The sequence below is a fragment of the Micromonospora sp. MH99 genome (genome assembly GCF_021442385.1).
In the GTDB taxonomy this organism is placed as follows: Bacteria; Actinomycetota; Actinomycetes; order Mycobacteriales; family Micromonosporaceae; genus Micromonospora.
In genome coordinates this window covers 15,604-32,984 of sequence record NZ_MUZA01000023.1, presented here as the reverse complement: position 1 = coordinate 32,984, position 17,381 = coordinate 15,604, and the positions used below count along the sequence as shown (strand labels likewise).

Annotated in this window: 11 protein-coding genes; 7 read left to right on the top strand and 4 right to left on the bottom strand. The window is 73.2% G+C overall.

From position 1 onward, the window contains the following. Positions 1-80 precede the first annotated feature (80 nt). Both greA and B0E54_RS14640 read right to left on the bottom strand, forming a co-directional pair. Positions 81-578, bottom strand: coding sequence for a transcription elongation factor GreA (gene greA, locus B0E54_RS14645; RefSeq protein ID WP_234584069.1), 498 nt, complete (start codon positions 576-578; stop codon positions 81-83). 168 nt (positions 579-746) lie between these two features. Continuing rightward, the gene (locus B0E54_RS14640; protein ID WP_234584068.1) at positions 747-1,187 is read right to left on the bottom strand and encodes a DUF4307 domain-containing protein; all 441 of its coding nucleotides are present in this window, start codon (positions 1,185-1,187) and stop codon (positions 747-749) included. A gap of 198 nt (positions 1,188-1,385) precedes the next feature. Here B0E54_RS14640 and mca point away from each other — a divergent pair, with 198 nt between their 5' ends. The 6 genes from mca (at position 1,386) to purE (ending at position 9,213) form a co-directional block, all read left to right on the top strand. Then, complete coding sequence (gene mca / locus B0E54_RS14635) at positions 1,386-2,267, top strand: mycothiol conjugate amidase Mca (RefSeq protein ID WP_234584067.1); 882 nt, start codon at positions 1,386-1,388, stop codon at positions 2,265-2,267. Positions 2,268-2,315: 48 nt separating this feature from the next. Further along, entirely contained in the window at positions 2,316-2,609 is a 294-nt protein-coding gene (locus B0E54_RS14630; protein WP_234584066.1) for a hypothetical protein, read from the top strand. A gap of 230 nt (positions 2,610-2,839) precedes the next feature. Further along, positions 2,840-5,320, top strand: a complete 2,481-nt coding sequence (locus B0E54_RS14625; RefSeq protein ID WP_234584127.1) for a bifunctional diguanylate cyclase/phosphodiesterase — start codon at positions 2,840-2,842, stop codon at positions 5,318-5,320. A gap of 40 nt (positions 5,321-5,360) precedes the next feature. Beyond that, entirely contained in the window at positions 5,361-7,397 is a 2,037-nt protein-coding gene (locus B0E54_RS14620; protein ID WP_234584065.1) for a thioredoxin domain-containing protein, read from the top strand. A gap of 117 nt (positions 7,398-7,514) precedes the next feature. Next, positions 7,515-8,690, top strand: coding sequence for a 5-(carboxyamino)imidazole ribonucleotide synthase (locus B0E54_RS14615; RefSeq protein ID WP_234584063.1), 1,176 nt, complete (start codon positions 7,515-7,517; stop codon positions 8,688-8,690). A 31-nt stretch (positions 8,691-8,721) separates the two neighbouring features. Continuing rightward, positions 8,722-9,213, top strand: coding sequence for a 5-(carboxyamino)imidazole ribonucleotide mutase (gene purE / locus B0E54_RS14610; RefSeq protein ID WP_234584062.1), 492 nt, complete (start codon positions 8,722-8,724; stop codon positions 9,211-9,213). A gap of 132 nt (positions 9,214-9,345) precedes the next feature. On the opposite strand, the gene B0E54_RS14605 is transcribed toward purE, so the two are convergent. Together B0E54_RS14605 and B0E54_RS14600 are read right to left on the bottom strand one after the other, a co-directional pair. Beyond that, a complete protein-coding gene (locus tag B0E54_RS14605; protein ID WP_234584058.1) occupies positions 9,346-14,244 on the bottom strand; it encodes an SCO7613 C-terminal domain-containing membrane protein in 4,899 nt (1,632 codons plus the stop codon). A 151-nt stretch (positions 14,245-14,395) separates the two neighbouring features. Further along, positions 14,396-15,823: a UDP-glucose/GDP-mannose dehydrogenase family protein gene (locus tag B0E54_RS14600; protein WP_234584057.1), complete on the bottom strand. Its 1,428-nt coding sequence runs from the start codon at positions 15,821-15,823 to the stop codon at positions 14,396-14,398. A 249-nt stretch (positions 15,824-16,072) separates the two neighbouring features. Between B0E54_RS14600 and B0E54_RS14595 the strand changes: the two genes are divergently transcribed. After that, complete coding sequence (locus B0E54_RS14595) at positions 16,073-17,236, top strand: acyl-CoA dehydrogenase family protein (protein ID WP_234584056.1); 1,164 nt, start codon at positions 16,073-16,075, stop codon at positions 17,234-17,236. Positions 17,237-17,381 lie beyond the last annotated feature (145 nt).

Genomic DNA, 17,381 nt, shown 5'->3' with positions numbered 1-17,381 from the left:
CTCGGCGGCGGCACACGTCGAACGGCGCTCAGGTGCCCGGAAAGGCGGCTCGGTGACCGCGGCACGGAGCCGGTGAACGCTCAGCCGGAGAACGGCTCGAAGCTGACCACTGTCACCTTGATGTCGGCGCCGCTCGGGGCCGTGTAGGTGCAGGTCTGCCCGGAACGGCCACCCAGGATCGCCTTGCCGAGCGCCGACTCGGGGCTGTAGACGGTGAGGTCGGTGGTGGCGGCGATCTCCCGGGAGCCGAGCAGGAAGGTCTCGGTGTCGTCGGCGTCGTCGTCGAAGTAGATCGTCACGACCATGCCGGGCGACACCGCGTCCGCCGACGGGGCCTCGCCGACCTTTGCGGTACGCAGCAGTTCCTGCAGGTAGCGGATGCGACCCTCGGCCTTGCCCTGCTCCTCGCGGGCGGCGTGGTAGCCGCCGTTCTCGCGCAGGTCGCCCTCCTCGCGCCGAGCGTTGATCTCGGCTGCGATCGCCGGACGGTTGGCGATGTGCTCGTCGAGCTCGGCCTGGAGGCGGTCGTACGCGTCCTGGGACAGCCAGGTGGCGGGCGCCTCGTTGCCAGTGGACACAGGCGTTCTCCTCAGTTGTGCGTGGCTGGCTGACAGGTGAACTACCAAGTTACCAGTGCGGTACGACACAGCGTGTCGGCGATCACCGTCGGTGTCCGCATCCGGCACTCGCGGTCGACCCGCCGCGACGGGTTGCCCGGGGGCGTTGCGGGATGACGTTTCCGCAGCTCAGGCAGGGGCCCGACAGCGCAGCACCTCGCCGATGAACGGTCGGGCGGAGGTGCTCAGACGGTGCCGGGTGGTGACGTGCCGGTCGCCGGGTGCGGCGCTCACCGTGACGTCCTCGCGGGCCACCTCCACGCCGGCGCGGTCCCGGGCGCGCAGCACGCAGACCGCCGATCCGCCCGGCGGCACGGTCACCCGGAAGTCGACGAACACCTGGCTGTCCGTGATGTCGGTGTACGTGATCACCTGGGCGTCGTAGACGGGGTCGCCGTACTGCCGGTAGAGCCGCAGCGAGATCAGGCTCAGCACCGCCACCAGCACCAGGAGCACCAGCGCCGCCAGCAGCGTACGACGGCGGCCGTTGCCGGGCGCCCGGCGGCGCCCGTAGCGCCCGGCGGGGAAGACCGGCGTGCCCGGCGAAATTGTGGCGTGCGTCTCGGTCACCGGCGGGTATCTCCTGGCGTTGTTGTCGGCGGCATCGGCAAGAATGGCAGAAGCCCATCCTCCCAGCCCGGCCAAACGGCAGGAATGGCAGGTCGGGCCCCGCGGCGCCGACTCGCAGCGGGGCGAGGAGGGTCCCGGCAGGTCAGCCGGTCGAGCCCGGTCGGGTCCACCGGCCGGCACAGACGAGGAGCGCCGAAGTTGGCAGAGCAGCTGCGTCTCATGGCCGTCCACGCGCACCCGGACGACGAGTCGAGCAAGGGTGCGGCGACGATGGCGAAGTACGTCGCCCAGGGGGTGGACGTGCTGGTGGTGACGTGCACCGGCGGCGAGCGCGGCAGCGTGCTCAACCCCAAGCTCGACCGGCCCGACGTCTGGGCCAACATCGCGGAGATCCGGCGTGCCGAGATGGACGCCGCGCGGGCGATCCTCGGTGTCGACCAGGCCTGGCTCGGGTTCGTCGACTCCGGCCTGCCCGAGGGCGACCCGCTGCCGCCGCTGCCCGAGGGTTGCTTCGCCCTCCAGGACGTCGAGGTGGCGGCCGGCCCGCTGGTGCGCCTGATGCGTGAGTTCCGTCCGCACGTCGTGACCACGTACGACGAGGAGGGTGGCTACCCGCACCCCGACCACATCATGTGCCACAAGGTGAGCGTGGCCGCGTTCGAGGCCGCCGGCGACCCGGAGCGCTACCCGGAGCTGGACGCGCCCTGGCAGCCGTTGAAGCTCTACTACGACATCGGCTTCTCCAAGGCCAAGATCATGGCCCTGCACGAGGCAGTGCTCAGCACCGGCGCCGAGTCGCCGTACGTGGACTGGATCAAGCGCTGGGACGAGCGCCCGGACAAGGGCCCTCGTATCACCACCCGGGTGGACTGCGCCGAATACTTCCACGTCCGGGACGACGCGCTGCGCGCCCACGCCACCCAGGTCGACCCGGACGGCTTCTGGTTCCAGGTGCCCATGGAGCTGCAGCAACGTGCCTGGCCGACGGAGGATTTCGAGCTGGCGCGCACGGTGGTGGACAGCCCGCTGCCCGAGTCCGACCTCTTCGCCGGTGTGCGGGAGACGGCGCACGCGGGCTGATTCCGGCCGGGTCTACCCTGGTAGGCAATCGCACATCGGAGGAACGTCATGCTGACCGCTGCCCAGGTGCTCGCGGAGAACAACTTCGGGGACACCCGCACGGGTGGCCTGGCCGGGCCGATGGGTCTCTTCCTCATCCTGCTGCTGGCCGCCGCGACCATCCTGCTGATCCGCAACATGAACGCTCGACTGCGGCGTCTGCCCGACCGGTTTCCCCAGCAGGGGCGGTCGACCGATGCGACCAGGGCCGACGCTTCAGTCGTCGATCCGACAGACGGGACCAGCGCGCATGATTCATCCGCGCACGCTCCCAATGGGCACCAGCAGCAGCGGAACGGGTAGTCCGCGCATGATTCACGCCGAACCGGGTGGTGGACCCCTGTTGCGACCACCCGGTTTGGCTTAGCCTTCCGCCGGGGGGACCAAAAGTCCCCGAGCCGTGCGCGGGAGGGGGCGCCGATGTCCGTCACAGCACCGGCCGCCCGCCGTACCGTCGGTCGGTCGGCTGACGGGGGAGGTCGATGACCTCCGGCGCGGGCGCCGACCCGTTCGACCGGCTCGGGGTGCACGGCATGCCGGCCCGGCTGCTCGTGCTGACGACCGCGGTGACGGTGACGGCTCTGGCAGCCGCCGTGGTCGGTCTGACCCTTCCGGCCGGGCTGCCGTCCGACGATCCGCTCGGTGGACCGGCCCGCTTCGGCATCGCCGTCGCCGTCCTCGCCGTGGCCCAGCTCGCCCGGCTTCGCTTCCGCAGCTCCGCCGGCATGGTCAGCATCACCTGGGGCGAGGCCGCCCTGATCGTCTGCCTCTACCTCGCGCCGGCCGGCTGGCTGCCGTCGGCCACCCTGCTCGGCACCGGGCTGGCCTGGACGGCGCTGTCGCTGCACAGCGACCGCCGTCCGCCGCTGGAGATCGTCCGGATCGCCGCGTCGCTGACCGCCGCGTCGGCGCTGGCCGTGTCCGTGACCACCGCCCTGGGGCATCCGCTGCTCGCCTCGCCGACACCGATGCTGGCGCTGGCCGTGATCGCCGGCTCGGTGACCTACCTCCTGGTGACCGCGTGGCTCGGTGGGGTGACGCTGGGCCTGCGGCACGGGCTGCCCATCGGGCCGCCGCTGCTCGCCGCGCTGCGCGGCAAGCTGCTGATGTTCGTGGGCAACGTGGCGGTCGGCCTGGTCGTGATCGCGCTGCTGGAGCTGGACCCGCGCTGGTTGCTGCTGCTCCCGCCGTTGCTCTGGCTGCTGCAGCAGACCTACCGCTACCGGCTGCGCGCGGACCAGGAACGCCGCACGTGGCGTGCCTTCGCCGAGGCCACGGCGGCCCTCAACCAGCTCGACGAGCGGGGCGTGGCCAGCGCGGCGGTGACCGGCGCGCTGGCGCTGTTCAACGCCGAGCTGGTCGATGTCGACGTGGCCCGGGCCGACGGCAGGTGGCGCCGCTACCGCGGAGACGCCGGCGGCCAGCTGCTCGACCGTGAGGTGGGCCCTCCGGACCGGTCGGAGCCCGACGAGTACGAGTTGGTCCGTCCCCTGTCGGTGGGCGCCGCGCCGGTAGGCCAGCTCCGGGTCCGGTTCCCGCGCTCCGCTCCACCCGCGACCCGGGAACGGGACGCGGTGGCGGCCTTCGGCGACGCGCTCGCCGCAGCCCTGCACGACGCTGCGACCCATCGTGAGCTGCGGCTGGTCACCGCCCGTTCGTCGTACGAGGCGGTGCACGACCCGCTCACAGGGCTGGCGAACCGTACGGCGATGCTCGGCAAGGGCGACCAGTCGCTGCGGCAGCTCGCCCACGACCACCCGGTGGCGTTGCTGCTGCTGGACATCAACCAGTTCAAGGAAGTCAACGACACCCTCGGGCACGCGGCCGGCGACCAGTTGCTGCGGCTGACCGCCAATCGGCTCAGCGCGCTGGCCCGCCCCGGTGACCTGCTCGGCCGGCTCGGCGGCGACGAGTTCGCGCTGCTGCTCACCTCGGTCCCCGTGCTCGGTGACCGGGCCGCGCCGATGGCGCACGCCCTGCGCCAGGCTCGCGAGATCGCCGAGCGGCTGGCCGCGCCGACCGAGGTGGCCGGGGTGCGGATGTCCATCGAGGTCTCCGTCGGGGTGGTGGTCGCCGACGCCGGCACCGCCGACCTGACCGAGCTGCTGCGCCGCGCGGACATCGCGATGTACCAGGCCAAGGAGGGCGGCGGCAGCGTCGCCGCGTACGACAGCACCCGGGACGCGGCCAGCACGGACCAGTTGGCCCTGCTGGCCGAGTTGCGCGAGGCGCTGAAGGTCGACGACCAGTTGGTGCTGGCGTTGCAGCCGGCTGTCGACCTGGCCACCGGCGCTCCCACCGGCGTGGAGGCGCTGATCCGCTGGCAGCACCCCCGGCGCGGCTGGCTGAACCCGGCCGACTTCATCCGCCCGGTGGAGAACAGCGAGCAGCTCGGCACATTCACGCGCTACGTGCTGGACAAGGCCCTCGGCGTGGCCGCGGGCTGGGCCCGCGAGGGGCTGGACGTCCCGATCTCGGTCAACCTCTCCGCGCGCAGTCTGCTGGACCCGCGCCTGCCGGCGGAGATCGCCGACGCGCTGCGCCGACATCAGGTGCCGCCGCACCGGCTGGTCCTGGAGATCACCGAGACGGTGGTGATGAGCGAGCTGGAGATCATCGACGAGGTGCTCGCCACCCTCCGGTCGATGGGTGTGCAGCTCGCGGTGGACGACTTCGGCACCGGCTTCTCCTCGTTGACCTTCCTGACCCGGATCGCCGTGGACGAGTTGAAGGTGGACCGCTCGTTCGTGATCCGGATGGCCGACTCGCCGGAGGCCGCGGCGATCGTCCGGACCACTGTCGGGCTCGCCCACGAGCTGGGGCTGCGGGTCGTCGCCGAGGGGGTGGAGACGGCCGAGCAGCGGCTGGCCCTGGCCGAGCTGGGCTGCACGTCCGCGCAGGGCTACCACTTCTTCAAGCCGATGCCGGCGGACAAGATCGGCGCGGTGCTCGGGTCGCTGCGCGACTCGGCCGAGTCGAACGTCTTCCGCCTGCGCGCCGACGGCGCCTCCTGACCGCCCGGCGCGTCCCGACCGAGGTGGTTATGGTCGTCGGGTGAACCGACTCGCGGACGCCACCAGCCCGTACCTGCTCCAGCACGCCGACAACCCGGTCGACTGGTGGCCGTGGTGCGACGAGGCGTTCGCCGAGGCGAAACGGCGTGACGTCCCGGTGCTCATCTCGGTGGGCTACGCGGCCTGCCACTGGTGCCACGTCATGGCCCACGAGTCGTTCGAGAACGAGCAGGTCGGCGCCCTGATGAACGACAACTTCGTGTCGATCAAGGTGGACCGTGAGGAGCGCCCCGACGTCGACGCCGTCTACATGACCGCCACCCAGGCGATGACCGGGCAGGGCGGCTGGCCGATGACTGTCTTCGCCACCCCGGACGGCACCCCGTTCTTCTGCGGCACCTACTTCCCGCGCCCCAACTTCATTCGGCTGCTCCAGTCGGTCACCACCGCGTGGAAGGACCAGCGGGACGAGGTGCTGCGCCAGGGCGCCGCAGTGGTCAAGGCGATCGGCGGCGCACAGGCCGTGGGCGGCCCCACCGCCCCGCTGGACGCCCCGCTGCTGGATGCCGCGGCGGCCAACCTCGCCGGGGAGTACGACGACACGAACGGCGGGTTCGGGGGCGCCCCGAAGTTTCCGCCGCACATGAACCTGCTCTTCCTGCTGCGCCACCACCAGCGCACCGGTGACCCGCGCAGCCTGGAGATCGTCCGGCACACCGCCGAGGCGATGGCCCGTGGCGGCATCTACGACCAGCTCGCCGGCGGCTTCGCCCGCTACTCGGTGGACGCGCACTGGACCGTGCCGCACTTCGAGAAGATGCTCTACGACAACGCGCTGCTGCTGCGCGTCTACACGCAGCTCTGGCGGCTGACCGGCGACCCGCTGGCCCGTCGGGTCGCCCGGGACACGGCCCGGTTCCTCGCCGACGAGCTGCACCGGCCGGGGGAGGGGTTCGCGTCCGCGCTGGACGCCGATACCGAGGGCGTCGAAGGGCTCACCTACGCCTGGACGCCGGCCCAGCTCGTCGAGGCGCTCGGCGACGAGGACGGCCGGTGGGCCGCCGACCTGTTCACCGTCACCGACGAGGGCACCTTCGAGCACGGCACGAGCGTGCTCCGGCTCGCCCGGGACGTCGACGACGCCGCGCCCGAGGTCCGTACCCGTTGGCAGCGCGTCGTCGGCCAACTGCTCGCGGCCCGCGACACCCGGCCCCAGCCGGCCCGCGACGACAAGGTGGTGGCCGCCTGGAACGGTCTGGCGATCACCGCGATCTGCGAGTTCCAGCAGGTCGCCGCGCTGTACGCGTCGCCGCAGGACGAGGACGCCAACCTGATGGAGGGCGTCACCATCGTCGCCGACGGCGCGATGCGCAACGCCGCCGAGCACCTGGCCGCCGTGCACCTGGTCGACGGCCGGCTGCGCCGGGTCTCGCGCGACGGCAGGGTCGGCGAGCCGGCCGGGGTGCTGGAGGACTACGGCTGCGTGGCCGAGGCGTTCTGCGCGCTGCACCAGCTCACCGGCGAGGGTCGCTGGCTCAGCCTGGCCGGTCAACTGCTGGACACCGCGCTGGAGCACTTCGCCGCGCCCGGGGGCGCCTACTACGACACGGCCGACGACGCGGAGCAGCTGGTCGCCCGGCCCGCCGATCCGACCGACAACGCCACCCCGTCCGGTCGCTCGGCGCTGATCGCCGGCCTCGTGTCGTACGCCGCGCTGACCGGGGAGACGCGCTACTCCGAGGCGGCCGGAGCCGCGCTCGCCACCGTGGCGCCGATCGTCGGGCGGCACGCCCGGTTCGCCGGGTACGCGACAATGGTCGGCGAGGCGCTGCTCTCCGGGCCGTACGAGATCGCTGTGGCGACCGAGGACCCGGCCGGCGACCCGTTGGTGGCCGCGGCCCGGCGGCACGCCCCGCCCGGAGCGGTGGTGGTCGCCGGTCGCCCGGACCAGCCCGGGGTGCCGCTGCTCGCCGACCGGCCGCTGGTCGACGGGCGGTCCGCCGCGTACGTCTGCCGGGGTTTCGTCTGCCAGCGGCCGGTCACCTCGGTCGAGGACCTGGTCGCCGAGCTGGGGTGAGCCGTAGCGCCCGGTAGTTGCCGGCGCTGGGTGCGGGACGGCCGGTGCGGCCTTGTCGGGGTGGGTCACCGGCCCTGCGCATCGGCACGTCGGCCGCCCGGATAGGCTGGCCGCGCTATGGATTCCCGTACCGGTCTGCCTGTTGTCGGCATGGTGGGTGGCGGCCAGCTGGCCCGGATGACCCACCAGGCCGCGATCGCCCTCGGCCAGTCACTGCGTGTGCTCGCGAGCGCCCCCGACGACGGCGCGGCGCTTGTCGCCGCCGACGTCCAGTACGGCGACCACACCGATCTGGCCGCCCTGCGCACCTTCGCCAAGGGCTGTGACGTGGTCACCTTCGACCACGAGCACGTGCCCAACGAGCACATCCGCACCCTGACGGCCGAAGGGGTGACCCTGTACCCGCCGGCGGACGCGTTGCTGCACGCCCAGGACAAGCAGGTGATGCGGGAACGCCTTACCGAGCTGGGCGCTCCCAACCCCGCCTGGCGGCCGGTCGGTGAGCCCGCCGACCTGGTCGGCTTCGGTGCGCAGGTCGGCTGGCCGGTGGTGCTCAAGGCAGCCCGGGGCGGCTACGACGGCCGGGGTGTCTGGATGGTGGACGACGCCACCCAGGCCACCGAGCTGGCGACCACGCTGCTCGCCGGAGGCACCCGGCTGATCGTCGAGGAGCGGGTGCCGCTGCGTCGCGAGCTCGCCGTGCAGGTGGCCCGCTCGCCGTTCGGGCAGGTGGCCGCGTACCCGGTCGTCGAGACGGTCCAGCGTGACGGCATCAACGTCGAGGTGCTGGCCCCGGCGCCCGGCCTGGACGAGGAGTTGGCAGTCGCCGCTCAGCAGCTCGCCATCGACCTGGCCACCGCGCTCGGCGTGGTCGGCCTGCTGGCCGTGGAGCTGTTCGAGGTGCGCGACGACGCGGGCCGGCCGGCGATCGTGGTCAACGAGCTGGCCATGCGGCCGCACAACTCAGGGCACTGGACCATCGAGGGCGCCCGGACCTCCCAGTTCGAGCAGCACCTGCGGGCGGTGCTGGACTACCCGATGGGTGACACGGCGCTGACCGCGCCAGTGGTCGTGATGGCGAACGTCCTGGGCGGCGAGCCGGGCGGGATCTCGATCGACGAGCGGCTGCACCACCTCTTCGCCGCCGAGCCGGGCGCCAAGGTGCACCTCTACGGCAAGCAGGTACGCCCCGGCCGCAAGATCGGGCACGTCACGGTGCTCGGCGACGACCTGGACGACGTACGGGCGCGGGCGGCGCGGGCCGCGCGCTGGATCCGCGAGGGGCACGAGTGACCCGGGCGGCCGCGAACCAAGGAGGACCCCGGTGACCACAGTCGGACTGATCATGGGCAGCGACTCGGACTGGCCCACGATGCGGGCCGCCGCCGAGGTGCTGGACGACTTCGAGGTGTCGTACGAGGTGCGGGTCATCTCGGCACACCGGACCCCGGTCGCGATGATCGACTATGGTCGCGACGCCGTCGACCGGGGGCTCAAGGTGATCATCGCCGGTGCCGGTGGCGCCGCAGCCCTGCCGGGCATGGTCGCCTCGGTGACGCCGCTGCCGGTGATCGGCGTGCCGGTGCCGTTGAAGCACCTCGACGGGATGGACTCGCTGCTGTCCATCGTGCAGATGCCGGCGGGGATTCCGGTGGCCACCGTGTCGATCGGCAACGCCCGCAACGCCGGCCTGCTGGCCGTCCGGATCCTCGGCGCGTCCGACGAGGCGCTGCGCTCCCGGATGGCGAAATACCAGCAGGACCTGGAGCAGCTCATCAAGACCAAGGACGCAGCCCTCCAAGCCACCCTCCCGTAACCCCTCCCACGCCTCCCTCCTCCGCGATCTTGCACTTTCGGTCGTGGTAACGCGGCATTTGTCCCTCTATGCGGCGACAGAAAGTGCAAGATCGCGGGGGCAGGCGCGCGAACCCTGCCGTGACCCTCCGATTCATCTCATGCCGCGGAGCGCGGTCTGGAGGCGTTCCTGGGCGCGGCGGCGGCGTTCGTTGCTCGCCCCGAGGACGAGCAGCAGGAGCCCCACGGGGATCAGCGCCAGCCACGGGCCGAGGCTGAACAACGCGTGGATCGCGGCGATCGCGGTGACCGACGCGCCGACGATCACCGGGGCCTGCTGCCGGCTGGACGAGCCGAAGATCAGCACCGCGACCGCGCCGAGCAGCAGCAGCATCTGCCGCAACGTGCTGGAATCGGTGGCCAGCACGATCGCCAGCGTCGGCAGGAACGCGGCGACCAACGCCGGCCCGTACGCCACCCAGCTGCTCAGATCGGGTCGGTGCCGTAGTTCGAGCACACCGACCAGCAGGGCCAGCGCGGCGAACGGCAGCGTGTACGCCTCGGGCAGCGCCACGTCGGCGACGCGCATCAGGATCCACCAGGCGGTGATCTCGCAGAACACCACAGCCCAGAAGAGGATCCGGCGTTCCACCGGCCGCCGGCCGGGACGGGTCGCCGCCACGCCGAGCACCGCTCCCCAGGCGGCCAGCAAAGCGGCGATGTGCCGGGGGGAGTCGAAGGCGAGCGCCAGCGCGATCAGGGCCGCCGCGTACCCGCTCCACTGCACGGTGGCGGCCTCGCGCTGCGCCTCGGGGCGACGCAGTCGGGGCAGGGTCGCGGCGAACACCTGGAGGACCGCTCCGACGGCGAGCACCCCGAACGCGGACCACACCGCCGCCAGCCCGACGATCAGGCCGGCGGTGAGCACGAAGAGCTGGGCCAACAGCGAGGCGAAGAGCCAGCCGAGGATGCGCGCCCGCTGGGTGGTGCCGAACAGGGCCGCCACCACGCCCACGCCTACCGCGCCACCGAGGGTGAACAGGGTCAGTTGCCGGTCGGCCAGGCTGCCGGCCAGGCCGGCGCCACCGGCGGCCAGGCCGATGGCGAAGACCAGCACCCGGGCCAGCCGCAGCGACCGGGCCGGCTCGACGAGGGGCGGTGGCGGGGTCAGGGCGAGGCCGAGCATCGAGATGGTGAAGACGGAGAGCGCCGCGAGGGTGCTCGCCGGCCACCCGCTGCCCAGCGCGATGGGCGCGATCAGCAGCGTGACGGCGGCGCCGGGCAGCACCACTGGTACGGCACGGGACCGTCGTCCGCCGCTGAATCCGGTGGCGGCGAGGGCGGCCGTCGCGGTGAGCAGCAGCGCGGTCAGCACGTGGGTCGGGTTGACCACGTCCGACGGCGGCGTGAGCAGCTCCGGCGGCGGACCCTGCCAGATCCGGCTCAACGTGCGGTGCGGCTCGACGAGGGCGACGACCAGGGCCGGCGCGATCGACGCGAGCGCCAGGGCGGTCGGCAGCGCGGCGGCCGCGAGCGCGCCGGCCGATGGGCTGACCCGCCACCGCCGCCGGTCCGGGTCGTCCGGCAGTCGCCGCAGCGCGCCGTCGAGGAGCACCGCCCAGCGGCGGACCGGCTGGGCGGAACCGGTGGGCGGCACGGTCGCCGCGCGGATCAGCTCGGCGAGGACACCGAGCAGTGCGGCGGCGGCCGCGTAGACCCCGGCCGGGAGCCCGGTGGGGATGGCGGCGAGTGCGCTGATGCTGGCACCGCCGACCACTGCCACGCTGACCCAGGGCAGGTACTGCGGAACGTGTCGGCGTACCGCGGCGACGCCGGCCAGACCGAGGCTGGACGCGGCAAGCGCGGCGGTCAGCACCACCTGTGCCGAGTGCTGGAACTCGACGGCCAGCGCCGCCACCGCGCCGGGCAGCGCGAGCAGCGCCGCACCGGCCGCCGCGCCACCGATCTGCACCAGGTGCGGCGGCATGCCCTCGGTCTCCAGGTCGGTCACCTGCGGGCCGGCCAGGACGCGCGCCAGCGCGGCCACCACGATGCCGATCAGCGCGATGCTGCCCAACGCCAGCGCGGTGGTCCACGGGCGGACCAGGCCGGCGCCGGCCCCGTGCAGCGCGACCACCCCGGCCACGGTGGCCCGGGACAGCCCGGCCCGGGCCTCCTCGCTGGCCACCGCCGCCATGCCGTAGATGGTGGCGACCATGGCCCCGACGAGCACCGGCGACCACCAGGGCAGGTCGAACGCGGCAGGTGCGCCGATCGTGGCGAGCACCACGGCCACCCCGGACGCGTCCCACCGCCAGGGCGGCGGGAGCAGAACTCCGGCGGCGACGGCCAACAGCACCAGTGCGATCGGCGCCTGCCAGGTCGCACCGCCGGTCGGCGCGGCCGGCCAGCCGCTCAGGTCGCCGTCCCAGATCGGCCCGGGGGTGGCCAGCACACCGACCCCACCGCGCAGCGCCGTCCAGCCGGCCAGCACCCCGATGAGCAGGCCGCCGACGGCGATGCCGAGGACGGGGCCGCGTCGCCACTCCTCGGGCATGGCGCGGGCGCCGACGGCCACCACCAGGACCAGGCCGGCGGCCACCGCCAGTTGCCCACCCGGCGCGAGGACCGCGGCGATCCGCACCATCGTGGCGATCAGGGCGGTGGTCACCGCCGCGGCGGCCAGGTCCGAACCGTCCAGGGTGAGATCCGAGCGGCGGCCGGCGTCGATCGACGGGGCCAGGAAGAGCAGCACCGCGGCGACCAGCAGCAGCGCCCCGACCCAGGCGTCGGCGACCGTGGCACCGGGTGCGCCGAAGGCGGCGGCGGTGACGACGAGCGCGCCAAGCCCGGTGCCGACCGACAGGGGCGCCGGGATGCGCCGCTGCGAGACCTGCACCATGGCGGCGTACCCGAGGGTCACACAGACGGCCAGGAAACTCGCCGCCAGCACCGGGACGGTCGCCTCGCGGAGGCTGGCCGGGGTGGGGGTCTCGTCGACGGGCATGGTGGCGGCCACGAACGCGGCCACCGCCCCGGGCAGCGCGAAGGCCGCCCCTCCGGAGGCCCAGTCCGTGACCGTGTCGGCGGCGGCCGACGCGATCCGGACCCGGGGCGCCAGCGCGACCAGCGCGCCGGCCGCGAAGAGGGTGAGCAGGACGGCGGCGGTGAGCGCGGGTCGGGACAGCCCGGCGCCCGCGGCGAACAGGCCCACCACGGCCGCGCCGACGGCGTGGGCCAGGGCGGCCCGGGTGGTACGCGCGGAGAGGCCGATGACCCCGATGCCGATCGCGGTGACCACCATCGGCCAGGGCGCCGAGGCCCAGCCGAGGCCGAACGACGCCGGTACGGCCAGCGCCGTCAGCGCCGCACCGGCGACCGCGAACTCGCGGCGGATCTCCGGTGGCAGGGCCACCACCGCGGCGATGGTGAGCAGGAACGCTGCGGCGGCGAGCTGCCACGTGGTCGGGCCGACGGAGGCGGCCAGTTCGGTGGCGTACCTGTCGAGGTCGGCGTCCCAGGCGGGCAGTGCCGCCCGGACGGGGGCGACCCCGGCGCGCAGTGCTCCCCCGGCGACCACGAGTCCGCTGACGGTGAGGGCGACAGCCGAGGCGATCTGCGGGCCGCGTCGGGCCGTCTCGGGGACCGCGCGGACCGCCAGCCCGGTCACCGTGATCACCGCCGCGATCAACAGCAACGACTGACCGGGCAGGGCCACCGAGACGATCCGGCCGAACGCGCCGATCACGGCCAGGGTGACGATGCCGGCCGCCACGTCGGGCAGCGGTGGGCGGCGCAGCACCAGCGCGCCGGCCAGCCCGACGGCGGCCGCCAGCAGGAGCACCAGCCCGGCGCCGGTCGCCGTCGGCACGGCCTCCGCCCGCAGCAGGGCGGTGACCGCGTACGCCAGGGCGACCGCGACGGCCACCGCGTGCAGCGACCAGGTCAGCTCGCGCAGCCCGGGCACCGGGCGGGCGGGTCGGGCGTCGACGGTGCCCACGCCAGCATCGATCAGTTCGCCGGCCTCCTCCGGGTCGGCCTCCGGTCGGGCCTCGGCGTCACGTTGCCGGGGCGCCGCCGATCCGCTGGCGGGGCTCGGCAGGTCCTGCCGGACGGGGCGCTCCACCACGATCGGCGAGCGGGCCAGCCAGAGGTCGAGAAGGGCCACCAGGGTCAGCACCAGCGCCCAGCCGCCCGGCCCGGTGATCCGGTCGTACGCGAGCAGCGGCAGCACCGGCTGCGCGGCGACCACTGTCGCGAAGCGGGGCGCGCGCAGCCCGGTCCAGGCGGCGTACCCGACGGACACGGCGGCGGTGGCCGCGAAGATCAGACCGGCGAAGACGGCGCCGGAGGTGGCGCCGTCGTCGATCCGGTCCACCGCCCACAGCGCGTACCCGGCCAGCGGCACGAGCAGCAGACCCACCGCGGAGATCGTCTCCGCGGTGGAGGTGAGCCCGCGCCGGGCCAGCGCCGGCGGCGCGAGCAGCATCAGCACCGTGGCGACCAGCAGGACGCCGAGGCGGGCCAGCGCGTCCATCGAACTCGTCGCCACCGCGGCGAAGACCACCGCGGCCACGGCGAGCAGCAGCGCGCCCAACCCGAGAGGGATGTTCTGCACCTCCCGCGAGGACGCCTCCGGCGGGTGCTCGGGGTCGTCGGCGTCCAGCCAGGACGCCCTTGGCGGGGGCGGCGGCGGATCTTCCGGGCTGGGCGGGGTGCCCTGGCGCGGGACCCGGGGCGGGGCGCCGGTGGTGGCCGTGGGCGGGCGGCGACCCGGTCGGCGGCGCAGCACCCGGCGGGGCCGGGTGGCCTGCTTGATCCGCTCCTCACCGGCGTGGGCGAGGATGTCCCGTTGGAAGAGCGCGGCCTGCATCTTGGCGGCGATCTGCCGCTGTTCGCGGGCGATGGCGGCGTCGCGCGCCTTCATCTCCGCGATCGAGCGCTCGATGTCCGCCAGATGCTCGACCCACTGGGGCTGGTCGGCCCCACAGTGCGGACACTGCACGGCCGGCTTGATCTCCCGACCGCACGAGGAGCATTGAAAGGTCGCCACGACACCCCTCCACCCGCACTGTGGACTCCCACTGTCGCAGCATGCCCAAAGCTGGCGCGGATTTCGACACTTGTCGGCGGGTCCGGGGCAAACAACATCACCGGCCGGCCGCGCAGGGGTGCGTCGCGACCGGCCGGTGAGTGGCGAAACGTCAGGGGCGGCCCATGCCCCGGTACTCCCAGCCGGCCTGGGTCCACAGTGCCGAGTCGAGGCAGTTGCGCCCGTCGACGACCTTGCGGCCGGCGACCAGCTCACCCAGGGCGACCGGGTCGGCGTTGCGGAAGTCCGCCCACTCGGTGAGGACGCAGACCAGGTCGGCGTCGGCGACGGCCTCGTTGATGCCGGCCTCGTAGGTCAGTTCGGGCACCGCGCGGCGGGCGTTCTCGGCGCCCTGCGGGTCGTACACGTGCACGTCGGCGCCGGCCTTCTGCAACAGCGCGGCGACGGCGAGCGCCGGGGCGTCGCGGACGTCGTCGGTGTTGGGCTTGAAGGTGGCGCCCAGCACGGCGATGCGGGTGCCGGAGAAGTCCGGGCCGGCCGGCCCGGAGCGCCGGCCGAGCAGATCCGCCGCGAGCTGGAGGACACGGGTCCGCCGGCGCAGGTTGATCAGGTCGACCTCGTGCAGGAAGCGCAGTGCCTCGCCCGCGCCCAGCTCCTGCGCGCGGGCCTGGAAGGCGCGGATGTCCTTGGGCAGGCAGGCGCCACCGAAGCCGAGCCCGGCCTGGAGGAACCGGTTGCCGATCCGGGGGTCGTACCCGATCGCGCGGGCCAGCTGGGTGACGTCGCCGCCGCTGGCCTCGCAGACCTCGGCCATGGCGTTGATGAAGGAGATCTTCGTGGCCAGGAACGCGTTCGCCGCGACCTTGACCAGCTCGGCCGTCGCGAAGTCGGTGACCACCAGCGGCACCTCGCGGTCCTCGGTGGCGGCCAGGTCGAAGACGCCCTTGTGCGCGGCGTAGAGCATGCCGTTGGCCCACTCGCTCTTCACGCCGACCACGATCCGGTTGGGGCGCAGCACGTCGTCGACGGCGAAGCCCTCCTGGAGGAACTCGGGGCTCCACGCCACCTCGACCTCCAGGTCGCCGGGGGTGTGCTTGCCGACCAGCTGCTCGACCCAGTCGGCGGTGCCCACCGGCACGGTGGACTTGCCGACGATCAGCGCCTTGCGGGTCAGGTGCTGCGCGAGGCTGGTCACCGACGCCTCGACGTACGACAGGTCGGCGCCCATCCCGTCGGCCCGCTGGGGGGTGCCGACGCAGATGAAGTGCACGTCGCCGAACTCGGCGGTCTCGGCGATGTCGGTCGAGAACCGCAGCCGGCCGGCGGCCAGGTTGCGCTTGAGCAGCTCGTCCAGGCCGGGCTCGTGGATCGGCACCTCGCCGGCGTTCAGCTTCGCGATCTTGTCCGCGTCGACGTCGAACCCGAGCACCTCGTACCCGAGTTCCGCGTAGCAGATGGCGTACGTCGCACCGAGGTAGCCGGTTCCCAGAAACGTCACCCGCGGCCGAGGTGCACCTGAAGGCGGCGTCACCGCGGCGATGGCGGGGGTCGGCTGGATGGTGGGGTAGGGGATCGTCACGCCTGTCTTCTCCGCTCGCACTGGCGGCGCGTCGTCGCGTCGCATTCTGCTGCGGCGCCTGACGGGGCACCGGAGGGTGGCTCACTGTCTGTCTCTCATCATCGCCCAGCGGCGCGGGTGCTCCGTCATGCCCATACCTACGCGCCGGTAACATCACCTGAACTGCAGTCGCTATCCTTCAGTCTGCGCGGTCGGCGGTCAGGGGAGGCCACAGACTGCGCATGATAGCGGTGAAGGGGAGGGGCCGACATGGCCGCAGGGGAGTCGTTCGACGTCTACCGGTTGCCCGAGGAGCACGAGGCGATCCGGGAGGCGGTCCGTGAGGTCTGTACCGCCAAGGTGGCTCCGCACGCCGCCGAGGCCGACGAGACCGGGGAGTTTCCGAAGGCGTCCTACGACGCGCTGCGGGCAGCCGACTTCCACGCGCCGCACATTCCCGAGGAGTACGGGGGCGCGGGCGCGGACGCGCTGGCCACCGCCATCGTGATCGAGGAGGTGGCGCGCGCCTGCGCGTCCTCCTCCCTGATCCCGGCGGTCAACAAACTCGGCACGATGCCGCTGCTGTTGTCCGGTTCCGAGGAGATCAAGCGCCGCTACCTGACCCCGGTCGCGGCGGGCGACGCCATGTTCTCGTACTGCCTCTCGGAGCCCGAGGCGGGCAGCGACGCGGCGTCGATGACGACCCGGGCGGTGCGTGACGGGGATCACTGGGTGCTCAACGGCGTGAAGCGCTGGATCACCAACGCCGGCGTCTCCGAGTTCCACACCGTCTTCGCCGTCACCGACCCCGCCTCCCGGTCCCGGGGCATCTCGGCCTTCGTGGTCGAGAAGTCCGATGCCGGGGTGAGCTTCGGCGCTCCGGAGAAGAAGCTGGGGATCAAGGGCTCGCCGACCCGTGAGGTCTACCTGGACAACGTGCGGATCCCCGCCGATCGGATGATCGGCGCGGAGGGCACCGGCTTCGCCACGGCCATGAAGACCCTCGACCACACCCGGGTGACCATCGCCGCGCAGGCCGTCGGGATCGCGCAGGGCGCGCTCGACTACGCCAAGGGGTACGTCGCCGAGCGCCGCCAGTTCGGCAAGGCGGTCGCCGAGTTCCAGGGCATCCAGTTCATGCTCGCCGACATGGGCATGAAGCTGGAGGCTGCCCGGCAGCTCACGTACGCCGCCGCCGGCAAGTCCGAGCGGGGCGACGCCGACCTGACCTACTTCGGCGCGGCGGCGAAGTGCTTCGCCTCCGACGCCGCCATGGAGATCACCACCGACGCGGTGCAGCTGCTCGGCGGCTACGGCTACACCCGCGACTACCCGGTCGAGCGGATGATGCGCGACGCCAAGATCACCCAGATCTACGAGGGCACCAACCAGGTGCAGCGGATCGTCATGGCGCGGCAGCTGCTCAAGGGCTGATTCCGAGCTTTTCTGGCAGCTCTGCCTGGCGGGACACCTCTGGTCCCCCAGAACGCTTCTCCTCGGCGTTCTGGGGGATTCCTGCTGTGTCAGGTCGGGGTTCCGGGTGTGTCGCGGGTAGGGCCCACCCCACCAGCGTCTTCCC

What these genes read in the sequence shown, in the direction of transcription:
- B0E54_RS14630 (WP_234584066.1), top strand. Translation starts at nt 2,316, where the DNA reads ATGCTGACCGCTGCCCAGGTGCTCGCGGAGAACAACTTCGGGGACACC.
- B0E54_RS14625 (WP_234584127.1), top strand. Translation starts at nt 2,840, where the DNA reads ATGCCGGCCCGGCTGCTCGTGCTGACGACCGCGGTGACGGTGACGGCT.
- B0E54_RS14615 (WP_234584063.1), top strand. Translation starts at nt 7,515, where the DNA reads ATGGATTCCCGTACCGGTCTGCCTGTTGTCGGCATGGTGGGTGGCGGC.
- B0E54_RS14595 (WP_234584056.1), top strand. Translation starts at nt 16,073, where the DNA reads ATGGCCGCAGGGGAGTCGTTCGACGTCTACCGGTTGCCCGAGGAGCAC.